Below are 15,047 nucleotides of genomic sequence, written 5' to 3'. Positions count from 1 at the left end.
ATTAAAGCGAGAACGAGTACAATAGAAAAAACGCGTTTTTGCCAACGTTTTAGACAGGTTAAAATAACTACATGCAGAAAGCCGACAACTCGGATTATCAAATTAAACGTTTTTTACAGTATTTAAAGGCGTACAAAGTTCCATTCGTTTTTGCCATTATCGGTATGATTGGCTATTCCGCGGTAGATACGTTTGTATTCTCTCAGCTTCAGCCGATGATTGACGAATCTCTTGGGAAAAACGACCACGACTATCTTCGTTTAGCAGCCTTCGCAATTGTACCGTTGTTTTTATTGCGTGGTGTGTTCAATTTTCTAGGCAGCTATACGCTGAGTTGGATTGGTGCACAAGTTGTGATGCGCATGCGCCAGCAGTTGTTTGAAAAATATATTCATTTACCAGTGTCTTTTCACGATCATCACGCGGTGGGTGGCTTAATAAGCAAGGTTACGTACGATACTGAGCAAGTGGCTAACGCTTCTGGTAAAGCGCTGCTTACTTTAGTGAGAGAGGGAGCGTTAGTAATAGGACTTCTTTGCGTCATGTTTTATTACTCGTGGCAACTATCGCTAATTTTTCTTCTCATTGGCCCGGTGGTTGCGATTATCGTGTCTATTGTTAGTAAACGGTTCCGCGTTGTTAGCAAAAATATTCAGCAATCTATGGGAAACCTTACCTCTTCGGTAGAGCAGGCAGTAAAAGGTCATAAAGTTGTGATCATGTTTGGCGGTCAGGACATAGAGCAAGAGCGCTTTAAACAGAAAAACAACCATAATCGCCAGCAGTCAATGAAGCTCAACGTCACGTCTATTTTAAGTGTGTCATCTATTCAAGTTATCGCATCCATAGCGCTTGCCGTTGTTTTATTCATTGCCAGTACACCTGGCATGCTAGAAAAGCTTACCGCTGGTGTTTTTATTAATGTCGTGTTCTGTATGGTTATGCTGCTTAAGCCTCTTAAACAATTGACCACTATTAATAATCAATTTCAAAAGGGAATGGCTGCGTGCGCAAGTATTTTCGAAATCCTGGATGAAGCGGATGAAGAAGACAAAGGTGAAACCAAAATAAAGCGAGCTACAGGCAAAATAGAGTTTGATGACGTTACCTTTTACTACCCAGGAAAGCAGACGCCAGCATTAACCAATGTAAGCTTTACCGCCAACCCTGGGCAGTCCATTGCACTAGTAGGGCGTTCAGGAAGCGGGAAATCTACCATATCTTCTTTGCTTACTCGTTTTTATGTTCCGCAAAAAGGGCAAATTCGGCTAGATGATGTTGGGCTTAACGACATCGATTTGAAAGATCTGCGCGCTCAGTTTGCAGTGGTATCTCAAAACGTCACGCTGTTTAATGACTCTATCGCCAACAATATAGCTTATGGCGCTCGACAGAATGTTTCGCGGAAAGAGATAGAAAATGCAGCTAAAATTGCGCATGTTGAGGAATTCCTGGCAAACCTTCCTGATGGTTTAGATACTGTTATTGGGGAGAATGGCCTTATGCTCTCTGGTGGTCAACGCCAGCGCATAGCGATTGCTCGCGCCATACTTGCAGACGCACCTATACTTATCTTAGATGAAGCCACATCAGCCCTTGATACAGAGTCGGAACGTTTAATCCAAGACGCATTAGAAACATTGCAAAAACGATGCACCAGCATCGTAGTAGCACACCGTTTGTCTACAATTGAAAATGCAGATTGCATTATGGTGGTGGAACAAGGTGAGATTATTGAAAAGGGTAAACACGACGCGCTGCTTGAAAAAGGGGGCCATTACGCACAACTTCATGCACTGCAGTTTGGTGAGACAAAGTGAGCCAAAGGCAAAACGCGACTCTTCACGATAAGTGGTACTTTGGTCACGGGGTTGTTTGGCTTCTTGCGCCACTCGCTTTGCTTTTTTACTTCGTATCCGCTATTCGACGACTGTTATTTAAAATAGGGATTAAAAAAGCATTTAAAGCTAAGGTACCCGTCATCGTAGTGGGCAATATATCTGTTGGCGGCAATGGCAAAACCCCCGTAGTTTTAGCATTGGCGACTTACTATCAAGCGAGAGGCCTAAAGGTAGGTATTTTAAGTCGCGGCTACGGCGCTAATTCACCCGTATACCCAAGGTTAGTGAAAGGTGACGACGACGCGTCTGAAGTAGGCGATGAACCCAGATTACTGGCAATTCGCAGCCAGAGTGATGTAGTTATTGATCCCGTGCGGGCGAGGGGAGCTGCCTACTTAACGGATGAATTAGAGTGTGAACTGATAATTTGCGATGATGGATTGCAGCATTATGCGCTCCATCGAGATGTTGAAATTGTAGTCATGGATGATAGAAAGGTAGGTAGCGGATATTTGCTCCCAATGGGACCACTTCGAGAAGGCCAATGGAGACTGGGTACCGTAGATGCTCTTGTTCATAACAGCCGTTCTATGCCAACGTTTGACAGTGCAGTATCGCCACAATTTCTTATGACATTGGTTCCTGGAGACTTCACATCAGTTTCTAATAGGATGAAAACCACAACGGTAGAAGAAATTAGAAAGATTCCCTGTAGTGCCATCGCAGGTATCGGTTCTCCTCAGCGCTTTTTCAGTCAGCTTAGGGAAATGGGAATTGACTTATCGGTTACCCATCCCTTAGCCGATCATCACGCTATCTCGTCGTCTGATATTCCAGATGGAAGGGTGCTAATGACAGAAAAGGATGCAGTAAAAGCCGCACCATTTGCACATAATGACTGTTGGTTTTTGCCTGTTAGTGCGCATTTAGCCCCAGATTTTTTTAACTTAATAAACGTGAAACTTGCAAACGCAGGTTTAAATATTCACCAGAACGGACAGGAATAACAACAATGGCGTTCGATAAAAAGCTTTTAGAAGTTTTGGCTTGCCCAGTATGTAAGGGAAAACTCGTATTAAACGAAGATAACACCCAGCTAGTGTGTCGGTTTGATAGGTTAGCCTATGAAATCAAAGACGGTATCCCAGTGTTAATAGAAAGCAAGGCAATATCACTGTCGCTAGACGAAGTAGACGCGACGCGCTGATAACCCGTTTAACTAGTAGACAGTAAGGGCGAAAGAAATATATGTCATTTACAGTTGTGATCCCCGCTCGATACGGTTCAAGTCGTTTTCCTGGCAAGCCATTAGCACTTATCGACGGAAAACCCATGATACAACATGTGGTTGAACGTGCCACAGAAGCGGGTGCTGATAACATCATTGTAGCTACAGATGATGAACGGATTAAAAATGTAGTTCTTGGCTTTGCTCATGTATGCATGACTTCAGTAAACCATCAGTCTGGGACTGAGCGTATCGCAGAGGTCGTAGAAAAAGAGGGAATTTCTTCCGACACAATAGTGGTGAACGTTCAAGGAGATGAACCTTTTATTCCTGCCGAAAATATTAATCAGGTTGCTACTAACTTAGCGAATGCGCCGCAATGTCAAATGGCGACATTGTCGACGCCTATCGCGAGTGTTGAAGATGTATTTAATCCCAATATTGTAAAGGTAGTGGTTAATCAAAAAGGAGAGTCGATTTATTTTTCACGCTCGCCAATACCGTTTGAGCGGGATTATATGATGGCTAACCCTACGTCTGCTAATACCGCACTTTATAATCGTCATATCGGTATTTACGCCTATCGTGCCAATTACATTAAACAGTACGTTTCATATGCGCCAAGCGCTCTTGAACAAATTGAGTCACTAGAGCAGCTTCGCGCAATATGGTACGGCGATAAAATCCACTGTGAAGTAGCGTCGGCGCCACCGCCTGTTGGAATTGATACGCCTGAAGATCTAGAACGTCTTTTAAAGACTATAAAATAGCGAAGTAAACGTGATGAGTCGTTTTATCTGGTCTTCGCCAATTAGGTGTAATTGGCTTACTCACACGTTCATTTTTAAAATTATAAGACTGATTTAAGCACATAAAAAGTAACAAGGGATTCGTTATGAATGTAGTTATTACAGGTGGTAACCGAGGCATTGGCCTTGCGCTTACCAAGCAATATAAAGCAAGAGGCGCGAAAGTTTATGCGACGTGCCGTAATAGTTGCGACGAGTTAAACAGTGCCGGCGTTAACATTGTCAGTGGTGTCGATGTAGCACGTCCGGAGACGTTGGCTGAAAAACTGGCGCCCTTGATGGACATAAAAATTGATTTGCTTATCAATAATGCAGGAGTGCTTGGCCGAGAGAGTATTGATGACTGGGATCCCAATACGATTGATTATCAGTTTCGCGTTAACGCGATGGGACCGTTATTAGTATCTCAATCGCTATTACCAGCACTAGCAGAGGATGCAAAAATAGCGTTGATAACAAGTCGAATGGGCTCTATGTCTGATAACGGCTCGGGTGGGTATTATGGCTATCGCATGTCAAAGGCCGCGTTAAATGCCGCTGGTGTATCGATGGCAAACGATCTTAGGGCGAAGGGAATTGCAGTTGGCATTTTCCACCCAGGATTTGTGCAAACCGAAATGGTTAACGGAGCAGGCGACATCGACGCTGATACGTGCGCAGAGCGTTTGGCTAGTCGTATTGATGAGCTTACTGTAGACAACTCTGGCCGCTTTATTCACTCAAACGGTGAAGAATTACCTTGGTAGCGTGGCTCAAAATCACCGTTGACTACGAGTTTACTAAGCCTTAAATGCGAAAAACCCTATCGAAAAATAGTAATCGATAGGGTTTTTTATTGCCAAGTAACGCAGCAAAAGCCCAGGTAGCGCATTGATGTAATATGCGTAACTCTGGCTTGATTATTTATTCTGCGGTATCGCCGTCTTCGTCTTGGTCTTCAGAAAGTACGGCCCACACATCGTGTTCGTTAGCGTGGATGACTTCAGCCCACACTCGGTCGCCAGGCTTTACATCGTAAACGCCGTTGAGATGAACTAAACCATCCACTTCAGGTGCATCAGCGTAGGTTCGACCAACGGCGCCTTCCGCATCAACGTTGTCGATGACGACTTGATACTCATTTCCAATTCTCGCTTGTAACCTAGCAGCGCTTATTTCGCCTTGTACTTCCATAAAGCGAGCAAGACGAGCTTGTTTCACCTCTTCTGGTACAGGATCAGGTAAATCATTTGCGCGAGCGCCTTCCACAGGTGAGTAAGCAAAGGCACCAACGCGATCAAGTTGAGCTTCACGTAAGAAGTCTAGCAACTCTTCAAATTCTTCCTCAGTTTCTCCTGGAAAACCCACTATAAATGTTGAACGAATTACGAGAGAAGGGCACTGTTCACGCCACTTCTTGACACGCTCAAGCACGCGTTCAGCACTACCAGGGCGTTTCATCAGCCTCAGGATGCGCTTGTTTGCGTGCTGGAATGGAATGTCTAAATAAGGAAGGATTTTACCTTCATTCATCAGTGGGATCAGGTCGTCGACATGAGGGTAAGGGTAAACGTAGTGAAGGCGAACCCAAATACCCATTTCACCTAACTTTTCGCATAGCTGCTGCATATGAGTTTTAACAGGCATGCCATTCCAAAAACCTGTTCTGTGTTTTACATCCACGCCATAAGCACTGGTGTCTTGAGATATAACCAGAAGCTCTTTAACCCCAGCATCTTTTAAGCGCTTCGCTTCATCTAGCACGTTGCCGACAGGGCGGCTAACAAGGTCGCCCCGCATTGAAGGAATAATGCAGAACGTACAGCGGTGATTGCAGCCCTCTGATATTTTTAAGTAAGCGTAATGACGAGGGGTTAATTTTACCCCGTGGTCAGGGATGAGGTCTGCGAAAGGATCATGTTGGGGCTTTGGCAAGTGTTCATGCACTTGCTCAACAACAGTTTCATAAGCATGGGGGCCAGTAATGGCAAGCACGTTTGGATGAAGCTCTCGGATTTCATCCTCTTTTACACCGAGACAACCAGTTACAATAACTTTGCCATTTTCTTTTAGCGCTTCTCCGATGGTGTCTAACGACTCTTCAACAGCTGCGTCTATAAATCCGCAGGTGTTAACGATAACTAAATCGGCGTCGTTATAGGTAGGAACAACATCATACCCTTCGGTTCGAAGTTGAGTAAGAATACGCTCAGAATCAACCAAGTTCTTAGGACAACCTAAGCTAACAAAACCAATTCTGCTGCCAATGCGTTGGTCTGAAGGCTTGTTTTCACTAAGCACTTTCACGGGCGTCTCAAGCGTTGTGGTTTTGTTTACTACTTTGTTCGGATCAAACGTTTCTACTGTCATCTAAAATATCACCTGGCAAATGACTGTGTCTAAAATGGCCGCGGATTATACAGTAACTCGCATTAATACGCAGTAGTTTTAAGCGATAAATCGTTGCTAGTTTAATGTAGAGGATAAAGCATAAAAACACGAACAGCAGGTTACAAGCGTTGTACAGTGTTGTGACACGGTACGAACTTGGAACGGTATGAAATTTAATAAAAAAGGCGAGATGAAGACAAGCGTTTAGGTTACAGAGCGTATTTGAAAATTAATGTGTTTAAAAAAATGAAGTCACCCCCACCTTGAACTCTTCAGAAGAAAAAATTCCCATTAGTTAGAACGCTTACGTTCTATGATGAATAGTAGAGATGACAAAAGTGAACGCATGCTAAAACTTCCACTCTCATGTTACGACGAGTCAGGGCGAATACTGCCACCTCGATGGTTATACGCTGTGTCTATTCTGTTATGCATCGATTGGCTAGCGTTTATTTTTTCACTGGCGTCTCGAACCCAAACCAGTGATTTACTCGCCTTTTTCTATCCACAAAAAGAAAGTTTAGGCATTGGATTAGTCGCTAGCTTACCGGTTCTTTTAGCGCTTGTGTTGGTTAGCCAAAGAGATAGGCTGTGGAAAAAAGGGTATACAAAATGGCGCCGCCTAGTCATTCCACTTGCACAGTTTGGCGTACTGCTTCTATTTAACACACAACTTTATTATGCCATGCACCACCACTGGGGATTTGAGGCCATTACTGGCGTAAAAATTGTTTTTTATGGCGTCGCGCTTTACGCTATTTCGAAAAGTCGCCATTTAAGATGGATGATAGAAGATTGGGAAGCGCCTAACCCATGAAGGCGCTATTTTTGGTTTAAGGTTTTAGCCACTAGTGAGTGAATTTGTGATTGGCCAATGCCTTTTCGTAGTAAGCGAAAACGCTTACCTGACTGTCGTTAACCAAACGTTCATAGCAAATTCCCGCAAATGCATAGGTATTATCACCGACTTTTAAAAATACGGTTGGCGCTTGAGGATTTGACTGGTCATATATCCATTCGCCGTCTAATTGCGCTTTTAGGATTTCACCAATATACGCACCAAAGATATTACAAATAGTAAATACTGCTTCATCTTCCAACGCTAAATCGTGATACTTATCTACAAAGCTAAGTAAAACGTCGTCAACTAGCGCAATACTCTCGGGAGTCTTATCCAGTACAATATTGAACTCATCGGATGCGGTTACTATCGCGTCTTTTGCGCAATCTGACATTAATTTATTGAGTTCATCAGGTGACATCTTATTCTCCTTCTCACCGAGAATGGCATTGGCATACATACCAATATTTTAATTTTTAAAACCCGTGACGGTTGCTTTGTTAAAGCGTTTTCTGCCAGATTGTTTTGCTTAGCGCTAAGTTAAAATTCATTTTCTGGGTCTAACGAATAAAACACTTTAATTAAAACTATCTGCCGTCAGCACGTTACTGTTATTTTGCTATTGTGCGTAACTTATCGGCCAAAGTCTATTTTTGTCCAGTTAATCTATTGATTACGCTAGCAGCAGCGAACATACCGAAGGTGGCTGTTACTGTGACTACCGCACCAAATCCACCCGCACAGTCGAGACGCGTGCCGCCTTCCATTGCTGATTTATTGTAGCAAACAGAGCCATCAGGCTGTGGGTAGCGCAGCTGTTCTGTTGAATAAATACATTCAACGCCGAATCGGCGCTTGGGGTTTTTACTGAAATTATAGTTTCGACGCAGTTCACTGCGTAGCTTTGCAGCAAGCGGATCTTGCGTTGTTTTAGCTAAATCGCCTTTAGTAACTTGTGTTGGGTCTATCTGACCCCCAGCGCCGCCTACTGTAACAATAGGAATTTTATTGCGCTTGCAGTGCGCTATCATTGCGGCTTTAGCACGTATGCTGTCAGTAGCATCAACCACAGCGTGCATTTCTTTGGTTAAGAGCGAGGCGGTATTTTCAGGTGTGACAAAATCTTCAACGCAGTTTACTTTGCAATTAGGATTTATTAGCGCGATACGCGACGCAATGGCCTCGACCTTTGGTTCGCCTATCGTATTTGAAAGTGCGTGAATCTGACGATTTGTGTTCGTTACACAGACATCATCGAGGTCAATAAGCGTGATAGTACCAACACCCGAACGGGCCAATGCTTCGGCAGTCCAACTTCCTACACCACCTATGCCGACAACGGCCACATGACTATTGGCTAAATTGTTAGTTTGTTGTGCACCGTACAAACGCACAATGCCGCCTAAACGAGGATCATCAGACATGCTTTAATTCACTAAATAAAAAATAACAAGGGTATGGATATGCGCTAATGATCGTAGTCACTGCTGCAGGGCGCGCATCATCTCAAAAGTGATGACCAAAAATCAATACACTCCAGTTTTTTCGAATAATAAATCCGATTTAACGCAACATACGTTCTACACAATACATGGTTTAATAATAAAATAGTTTAATAAACGTTGAAAGGATTGGGAATATGGGCTTACTCGTTGATGGGCAATGGCAAGACAAATGGTACGACACGAGCAAAAGCGGCGGTAAGTTTGAGCGACAAGCGTCTAAATTTCGCGACAAAATCAGCGATAATGAGGAGGCGCCGTTCCCTGTTGAACCAGGTCGTTACCATCTTTATGTATCGTTAGCTTGTCCATGGGCACACAGAGCGCTCATATTTAGAAAACTTAAGGGCTTAGAGAAGCATATTGATGTTTCCGTAGTTCATCCTGAAATGCTCGACAATGGATGGGAGTTTAAAGACTACCCAGGCTCAACGGGCGATAAGCTTTACGGATTTGATTACGCACATCAAATCTATACTAAAGCGGAAGCTGAGATAACAACGCGTGTTACGGTGCCTATCCTTTGGGATAAAAAAACTGAAACTATCGTTAATAATGAGTCAGCAGAGATTATACGTATTTTTAACAGTGGATTTAATTCTCTTACCAGCAATGAAGTTGATTATTACCCCGAGGCTCTTCGCGAAGAAATAGATACCATTAATAACATGGTGTATCACGATATTAATAATGGCGTGTACAAGGCCGGGTTCGCAACTACGCAAGAAGCGTATGAAGAAGCTGTTAATGCAGTGTTTAACGCGTTGGATTTAGTTGAAGAAAGACTAAGTAAACAGCGTTACTTAGTGGGTAGTGAAATAACAGAAGCTGACTGGCGGTTATTCACTACCTTGATTCGTTTTGATGCGGTGTATCACGGACACTTTAAGTGCAACAAAAAGCAAATTGCAGACTACCCCAATATTTACGGCTATATGAAAGAGCTTTATCAAGTGCCGGGTATCGCTGAAACGGTGAATTTTGAGCATATTAAAAGGCACTACTACTATAGTCACACAATGATAAACCCGACACAGGTCATTCCCGTGGGGCCAGAGCAAGATCTCATGTCATCCCACGGCCGTGAAAAAATGGGAAGCTAGGGCGTCAATGTAGACAAATGCCAATATTAAAAATTAAACATAAAATGCTGTTTGTTATAGCGAATTGTAGGTGAGTACAAGATATGTCTGTTGAATTAAATGGACCAAAAACGATAGAAAAGATCGTCTCGGGTATAGCTACCAGTGACGGTGCGGGCGTGTCACTAACGCGTATTATCGGTCAGCCTGACCTTCCTCGTTTAGATCCGTTTCTTATGTTAGATTTTTTTGGCTCAGATAATCCTGGTGAGTACATTGCCGGTTTTCCACCTCATCCTCACCGCGGTTTTCAGACTGTTACTTACATGTTGGCAGGTAAAATGCGCCATAAGGATTCTGTAGGTAACGAGGGAGTGATTGATGCGGGCGGCATTCAATGGATGAACGCTGGGCGAGGTATTATTCACGAAGAAATGCCGGAGCAGGAAGAAGGGCTATTAAAGGGCTTTCAGTTGTGGGTAAACCTTCCTGCAGTAGAGAAAATGTCAGCGCCAAACTATCAAGACATACAGCCAGATTGCGTGCCTACGGTACACAGTCAAGGTGCTGTCATAAAAGTGTTAGCAGGTGAAATTGATGGTGTGAAAGGCCCAGTTAAGACAACGGCGGTTTCTCCCACCTTTTTAGACATCGCGCTAAGAAGTGGGAGTTCTGAAATTGACGTAAATTCAGATGAAGCAACGTTTATCTATGTTTATGATGGCAGCTTAACTATTAATAGAGATAACGCGAGTAAAGAATCTGTACTGCGTGATGGAGAACTTGGCGTGCTGTCGAAAACGGGCACGACGCTCTCTGTTTTTACTAATACAGAGTCCAAGTTTATTATGGTGTCAGGCAAACCTATCAATGAGCCTGTAGTGCAATATGGACCTTTTGTGATGAACACTCAGCAGGAAATTGTTCAGGCATTTAACGATTATCAAAGCGGCTCATTAGCGAAGTAGGGACAAGGATTGTCTGTCTTGATTAGACTTTGTGTAGTTAAACGGGGCTTTTGAATAATACCTTTTTATTGGGTTCAGCAAGGAGCAACCAACGAGGCTGAAATAGGCTATCGAGTTGTAAAGAAGGAAAGTGGAAAAAGGATTGTCTCTCACTGCGTCTCATTTTTAATTGATGAGGCCAAAAGAATGGGCATAACTTTGCTTAACACTGAAGTTATGAACAACAACCCCGCTTCTGAAAAAGTACTTATCAAGAGTGGTTTTAGTCCTACTCAGTGCTTTCGCCGAAAGTATCAACATCAAGGCGTTTTCCATAACAGTATCTACTTTGAACTCGTACTTTAAATTCATGAATTTAAAGTGCGACCGCAAAACGTTCCGCTACTCAAATTGAATTAGTAATTCACTTCCTCTAATGATTTAATATCAATATGTCTAATCTCTTTTACGACAATAACAAAAGAGCGGTATGCGCTTTTTAGTCGTAAAAGGCGATAATGTAATCACAAATAGTTAAAACACAGGGAATTTCGATTTAAATGGCAACCCCAATTACCTGCTTTAAAGCGTACGATATTCGTGGCGAACTAAACGCTCAACTAACCGAAGAAGTAGCCTATCGAATTGGCTATGCTTTTGCGCAAGAATTAAATGCAAAGACTGTTGTTGTTGGTAGTGACGTGCGTCTTACATCAACACCATTAAAATTAGCCTTAAGCGCAGGTCTTATTGATGCTGGTGCAACGGTGACTGATATTGGTATGGCAGGAACCGAAGAAATCTATTTTGCTACAAAGCATCTTGGTGTTGATGGTGGTATTGAAGTGACCGCTAGCCACAATCCTATTAACTACAACGGCATGAAACTGGTAAAAGCGGGTTCTGTGCCCATCAGCGGTGATACAGGCCTGAGCGCTATTAAAGAAAAAGCAGAAGCTTTAGAAGATAGCTATGTGTCAGAAAGGTTAGCGCATTATACAAACGGTGCGGCGATAAACGCGGACGCATTCTTTAACGGTACTGCCCATGTGGTAGAAGAGATGCTTTCTCAGACTGACAAATATGCTGTTAAATCGTGTATGTCTGATTATGTTTCTCACATGCTTTCTTATGTGAATTTAAGTAATTTTACGCCGCTAAAAGTAGTGGTGAATGCAGGAAATGGTGCGGCGGGACCAGCGCTAGACGCTATCGAAAAAGAAATGAAAGCGCAGGGTGTGCCAATTGAATTTATAAAAGTACACCACAACGCAGATGGCACATTTCCAAACGGTATACCTAACCCGCTATTACCTGAGAATCGTGCTGACACGGCTGATGCTGTTAAAGGGTCAGGTGCTGATTTCGGTATCGCTTGGGACGGCGACTTCGATCGCTGCTTCTTGTTCGACGCAGACGGTGAATTTATTGAAGGATATTACATCGTAGGCTTGCTTGCTGAAGCATTCATCGAGAAGAACACAGACAGCAAAATTATTTACGACCCACGCGTGTATTGGAATACAGAAGACATTGTAGCCAATGCAGGCGGTACACCCATTAAGTCGAAAACAGGCCATGCTTTTATTAAAGAGCGTATGCGCAAAGAAGATGCTGTATACGGCGGTGAAATGAGTGCTCATCACTATTTCAGAGATTTCGCATATTGTGACTCGGGTATGATCCCTTGGTTGCTGATTGCTGAATTGGTGTGTGTGAAAAAGCAAACCCTGGCTAGCATGGTTAAAGCGCGTATCGAAGCATTCCCATCTTCTGGTGAGATTAATAGCAAGTTAAAGGATGCTGATGCAGCACTTGAGCGTGTTACAAACAAGTATAAGCCACTAGCTAGCGTAGTCGATACTACCGATGGTTTAGGTCTCGAGTTTGGTACATGGCGCTTTAATTTACGTAAATCGAATACAGAACCAGTAATTCGTTTAAACGTTGAGAGTAAGGGTGACATTGCGCTAATGGAACAGAAAACAGAAGAGTTACTATCGATTATTCGCGATGAATAAACGCTGCATTATATAATTTAAATAACAAAGCGTTAGATAAAAAGCAAAGGCGATAGTATTGAAATATTATCGCCTTTTTTGTTATGTCATTTCATAAAAAATATACTATTCAAAAGCTTAAGATAGTTATGCGTAACGTTTCATTAGCTATTTTTTAGCGTCACCCCATGTTAATGGCAAGTATTGAAGTTATTTTTTCACCACTACCACGCATGACTTCAGCACTGTGCTACTAGTTTGAAATAAACAAGGACCACAAACATTTTTCTGTTCTATACAAGCAAATAAATCATCCATGCGTGGCAGACAACGACTACGCTCGTTAATCCCATTCTCAAACTAATATAACTAACGACCTGTTCTTTAGGCAGGCTAAGAGTGAACTTGTCATAGATTAATACCGCTACGTAGCTAAGCGACAATACGCCAAAAACTTTCACATCATGTGAGAACACCAAACACAGCCAACCAATAATAGTCGGTAACATAGCGATCAACATTTGTTTATCGTAACGTTGGTTGCTTATTGCGTCCCACCAGTGGATGCCGCCAAAAAATGAAAGCAGCACAGCAGAATATTGCACAAAGTAAACCGCACTTTGTGTTATCGATAACAGGTTAAGTTGATATGCCAGAGGCATCGCTACAAAAGGAATAAGGCCTGCAATACCTAGAAAAACTGCAGAGTAGGGCATTGATGTTCCTTGAAAATAAAATGGTTAAAACAAAAATAGCGCCGTGAAGGCGCTATTTCTACTGATACATGTAGCTCTTAGTTCAGTATTTTCTGACTAACTACTTAATTGGCGTGTATTTACGCTGGTTGTGACCAGTATAAAGCTGACGAGGACGACCAATTTTTTGTTTAGGGTCGCTCATCATTTCGTGCCAGTGTGAAATCCAGCCTACTGTGCGAGACAGGGCGAAGATACACGTGAACATATTGGTAGGAATACCAATCGCTTTAAGTACGATACCTGAATAGAAGTCAACGTTCGGGAACAGTTTCTTCTCTGCAAAGTACGGGTCACTCAACGCAATCTTTTCTAGTTCCATCGCTACTTCTAGTAGTGGATCTTTTACGTTAAGCTCGCTTAATACTTCGTGACAGCTTTCACGCATTACTGTTGCACGTGGATCGTGGTTCTTATAAACACGGTGACCGAAGCCCATAAGACGGAATGGGTCATTCTTGTCTTTAGCGCGTGCAATAAACTCAGGAATACGATCAACTGTGCCAATTTCTTCTAGCATGTTCAGACATGCTTCGTTTGCACCACCATGAGCAGGACCCCAAAGTGAAGCAACACCAGCAGAAATACATGCATATGGGTTCGCACCAGAAGAACCGGCAAGACGAACGGTAGACGTTGAAGCATTCTGTTCGTGGTCTGCGTGTAGCGTAAAGATACGGTCCATCGCGCGCTCAACAGCTGGGCTGATTTGATATTCTTCTGCTGGTACAGAGAACATCATGTTCAGGAAGTTAGCTGCATAGCTTAAGTCGTTGCGCGGATACACGAATGGCTGACCTACGTTGTACTTATAGCACATTGCAACCAAAGTTGGCATCTTAGCGATTAAACGATGGGCACTGCGAACACGCTGCTCTTCATTTGATACGTCCAAGTCGCTGTGATAGAAAGAAGACATTGCACCAACTGTACCGCATAGCATAGCCATAGGGTGTGCGTCGTTACGGAAACCGTGGAAGAACATGTTTATTTGTTCGTGAACCATGGTGTGACGTGTGATTGTCTCTTTGAACTCTTCGTACTGTTCTTTAGTCGGTGCGTCACCGTGAAGTAGCATGTGACAAACTTCTAGGTAGTCTGCGTCACGCGCTAGTTCTTCGATTGGGAAACCGCGGTGTAATAACACACCTTGAGCGCCGTCAATATACGTAATTGAAGACTCGCAAGATCCTGTCGCCATAAAACCAGGGTCGTACGTGAAATAACCGTGTTGGCCTAACGTACGGACATCGATTACATCTTGTCCTTCGGTGCCAGACAAGATAGGAAGTTCGATTTCCTTACCGCCGGCTTTAAGAATGGCTTTCTGATCTGCCATAAAATGCTCTCCTCAGAATGGTTCTGTTTGCAGCGAAAACGGACGAAAATATCCGCTTCGTTGGGAAAAGTGGGCGTATTTGTACTTTATTATGTACCAACAAGTCAATTTAATTGCATATTTGCACAATAAATATTCCAAATTGCTTAAAAGAATACTAGCAATCAGATAACGATTAATTAACTTTATGGATTGTCACTTTGCCCGATACATCGCAATTATCAATGGCTTTTCACAAAAGGTAAACCACCGATCGATAATTATATTAACAGCTTAGATTAAAAAGTAACCTTCCAACGTTGAATAAATACGCATTCAGATTAAAAGTGCTTA

15 protein-coding genes are annotated in these 15,047 nt (G+C 42.9%); 10 read left to right on the top strand and 5 right to left on the bottom strand.

Going from position 1 to position 15,047, the window contains the following annotated elements:
• The first annotated feature begins 71 nt into the window (after nt 1-71).
• From msbA to GVO62_RS17455, 5 genes are all read left to right on the top strand, one after another.
• Nucleotides 72-1,820 carry a lipid A export permease/ATP-binding protein MsbA gene (gene msbA / locus GVO62_RS17475; RefSeq protein WP_159120341.1) on the top strand — a complete coding sequence of 583 codons (1,749 nt, stop codon included), beginning with the start codon at nt 72-74 and terminating at the stop codon, nt 1,818-1,820.
• A complete protein-coding gene (gene lpxK, locus GVO62_RS17470) occupies nt 1,817-2,848 on the top strand; it encodes a tetraacyldisaccharide 4'-kinase (protein WP_159120340.1) in 1,032 nt (343 codons plus the stop codon). The genes msbA and lpxK overlap by 4 nt, the downstream gene beginning before the upstream one ends.
• 5 nt (nt 2,849-2,853) lie before the next feature.
• Nucleotides 2,854-3,048 (top strand): Trm112 family protein, encoded by a 195-nt coding sequence (locus GVO62_RS17465; protein WP_159120339.1) that lies wholly within the window; start codon nt 2,854-2,856, stop codon nt 3,046-3,048.
• Between the two features lie 41 nt (nt 3,049-3,089).
• On the top strand, nt 3,090-3,839 hold the full coding sequence (gene kdsB / locus GVO62_RS17460) for a 3-deoxy-manno-octulosonate cytidylyltransferase (RefSeq protein WP_120959361.1): 750 nt from the start codon (nt 3,090-3,092) through the stop codon (nt 3,837-3,839).
• A gap of 125 nt (nt 3,840-3,964) precedes the next feature.
• Complete coding sequence (locus GVO62_RS17455; protein ID WP_159120338.1) at nt 3,965-4,624, top strand: SDR family oxidoreductase; 660 nt, start codon at nt 3,965-3,967, stop codon at nt 4,622-4,624.
• 157 nt (nt 4,625-4,781) lie between these two features.
• Here the strand turns inward: GVO62_RS17455 and rimO are convergent, their stop codons facing one another.
• On the bottom strand, nt 4,782-6,227 hold the full coding sequence (rimO, locus tag GVO62_RS17450; protein ID WP_159120337.1) for a 30S ribosomal protein S12 methylthiotransferase RimO: 1,446 nt from the start codon (nt 6,225-6,227) through the stop codon (nt 4,782-4,784).
• 367 nt (nt 6,228-6,594) lie between these two features.
• Between rimO and GVO62_RS17445 the strand changes: the two genes are divergently transcribed.
• Nucleotides 6,595-7,065: a DUF2919 family protein gene (locus tag GVO62_RS17445; RefSeq protein ID WP_159120336.1), complete on the top strand. Its 471-nt coding sequence runs from the start codon at nt 6,595-6,597 to the stop codon at nt 7,063-7,065.
• Between the two features lie 31 nt (nt 7,066-7,096).
• Here the strand turns inward: GVO62_RS17445 and GVO62_RS17440 are convergent, their stop codons facing one another.
• Both GVO62_RS17440 and tcdA read right to left on the bottom strand, forming a co-directional pair.
• A complete protein-coding gene (locus tag GVO62_RS17440; RefSeq protein WP_105931474.1) occupies nt 7,097-7,510 on the bottom strand; it encodes a hypothetical protein in 414 nt (137 codons plus the stop codon).
• A gap of 226 nt (nt 7,511-7,736) precedes the next feature.
• Nucleotides 7,737-8,513, bottom strand: coding sequence for a tRNA cyclic N6-threonylcarbamoyladenosine(37) synthase TcdA (gene tcdA / locus GVO62_RS17435; protein ID WP_159120335.1), 777 nt, complete (start codon nt 8,511-8,513; stop codon nt 7,737-7,739).
• Between the two features lie 215 nt (nt 8,514-8,728).
• Between tcdA and GVO62_RS17430 the strand changes: the two genes are divergently transcribed.
• The 4 genes from GVO62_RS17430 to GVO62_RS17420 all read left to right on the top strand — a co-directional run bounded on the left by GVO62_RS17430 (nt 8,729) and on the right by GVO62_RS17420 (nt 12,641).
• Complete coding sequence (locus GVO62_RS17430) at nt 8,729-9,694, top strand: glutathione S-transferase family protein (RefSeq protein ID WP_159120334.1); 966 nt, start codon at nt 8,729-8,731, stop codon at nt 9,692-9,694.
• Nucleotides 9,695-9,777: 83 nt separating this feature from the next.
• The gene (locus tag GVO62_RS17425; RefSeq protein WP_159120333.1) at nt 9,778-10,641 is read left to right on the top strand and encodes a pirin family protein; all 864 of its coding nucleotides are present in this window, start codon (nt 9,778-9,780) and stop codon (nt 10,639-10,641) included.
• Between the two features lie 54 nt (nt 10,642-10,695).
• On the top strand, nt 10,696-10,986 hold the full coding sequence (locus GVO62_RS19690; RefSeq protein ID WP_373996029.1) for a GNAT family N-acetyltransferase: 291 nt from the start codon (nt 10,696-10,698) through the stop codon (nt 10,984-10,986).
• 194 nt (nt 10,987-11,180) lie between these two features.
• Nucleotides 11,181-12,641 (top strand): phosphomannomutase CpsG, encoded by a 1,461-nt coding sequence (locus GVO62_RS17420; protein ID WP_159120332.1) that lies wholly within the window; start codon nt 11,181-11,183, stop codon nt 12,639-12,641.
• Nucleotides 12,642-12,913: 272 nt separating this feature from the next.
• Here the strand turns inward: GVO62_RS17420 and GVO62_RS17415 are convergent, their stop codons facing one another.
• Complete coding sequence (locus GVO62_RS17415; protein WP_159120331.1) at nt 12,914-13,336, bottom strand: DUF3429 domain-containing protein; 423 nt, start codon at nt 13,334-13,336, stop codon at nt 12,914-12,916.
• A 100-nt stretch (nt 13,337-13,436) separates the two neighbouring features.
• Nucleotides 13,437-14,714: a citrate synthase gene (locus GVO62_RS17410; protein WP_159120330.1), complete on the bottom strand. Its 1,278-nt coding sequence runs from the start codon at nt 14,712-14,714 to the stop codon at nt 13,437-13,439.
• Between the last annotated feature and the right edge of the window lie 333 nt (nt 14,715-15,047).

The organism is Alteromonas sp. KUL150, assembly GCF_009811475.1.
Classification (GTDB): domain Bacteria; phylum Pseudomonadota; class Gammaproteobacteria; order Enterobacterales; family Alteromonadaceae; genus Alteromonas; species Alteromonas gracilis.
This window is presented reverse-complemented; position numbering and strand designations above follow the sequence as displayed.

Coding starts and splice junctions, on each gene's coding strand:
- msbA (WP_159120341.1), top strand. CDS start 72: ATGCAGAAAGCCGACAACTCGGATTATCAAATTAAACGTTTTTTACAG.
- GVO62_RS17465 (WP_159120339.1), top strand. CDS start 2,854: ATGGCGTTCGATAAAAAGCTTTTAGAAGTTTTGGCTTGCCCAGTATGT.
- kdsB (WP_120959361.1), top strand. CDS start 3,090: ATGTCATTTACAGTTGTGATCCCCGCTCGATACGGTTCAAGTCGTTTT.
- GVO62_RS17455 (WP_159120338.1), top strand. CDS start 3,965: ATGAATGTAGTTATTACAGGTGGTAACCGAGGCATTGGCCTTGCGCTT.
- rimO (WP_159120337.1), bottom strand. CDS start 6,227: ATGACAGTAGAAACGTTTGATCCGAACAAAGTAGTAAACAAAACCACA.
- GVO62_RS17445 (WP_159120336.1), top strand. CDS start 6,595: ATGCTAAAACTTCCACTCTCATGTTACGACGAGTCAGGGCGAATACTG.
- GVO62_RS17440 (WP_105931474.1), bottom strand. CDS start 7,510: ATGTCACCTGATGAACTCAATAAATTAATGTCAGATTGCGCAAAAGAC.
- tcdA (WP_159120335.1), bottom strand. CDS start 8,513: ATGTCTGATGATCCTCGTTTAGGCGGCATTGTGCGTTTGTACGGTGCA.
- GVO62_RS17430 (WP_159120334.1), top strand. CDS start 8,729: ATGGGCTTACTCGTTGATGGGCAATGGCAAGACAAATGGTACGACACG.
- GVO62_RS17425 (WP_159120333.1), top strand. CDS start 9,778: ATGTCTGTTGAATTAAATGGACCAAAAACGATAGAAAAGATCGTCTCG.
- GVO62_RS17420 (WP_159120332.1), top strand. CDS start 11,181: ATGGCAACCCCAATTACCTGCTTTAAAGCGTACGATATTCGTGGCGAA.
- GVO62_RS17415 (WP_159120331.1), bottom strand. CDS start 13,336: ATGCCCTACTCTGCAGTTTTTCTAGGTATTGCAGGCCTTATTCCTTTT.
- GVO62_RS17410 (WP_159120330.1), bottom strand. CDS start 14,714: ATGGCAGATCAGAAAGCCATTCTTAAAGCCGGCGGTAAGGAAATCGAA.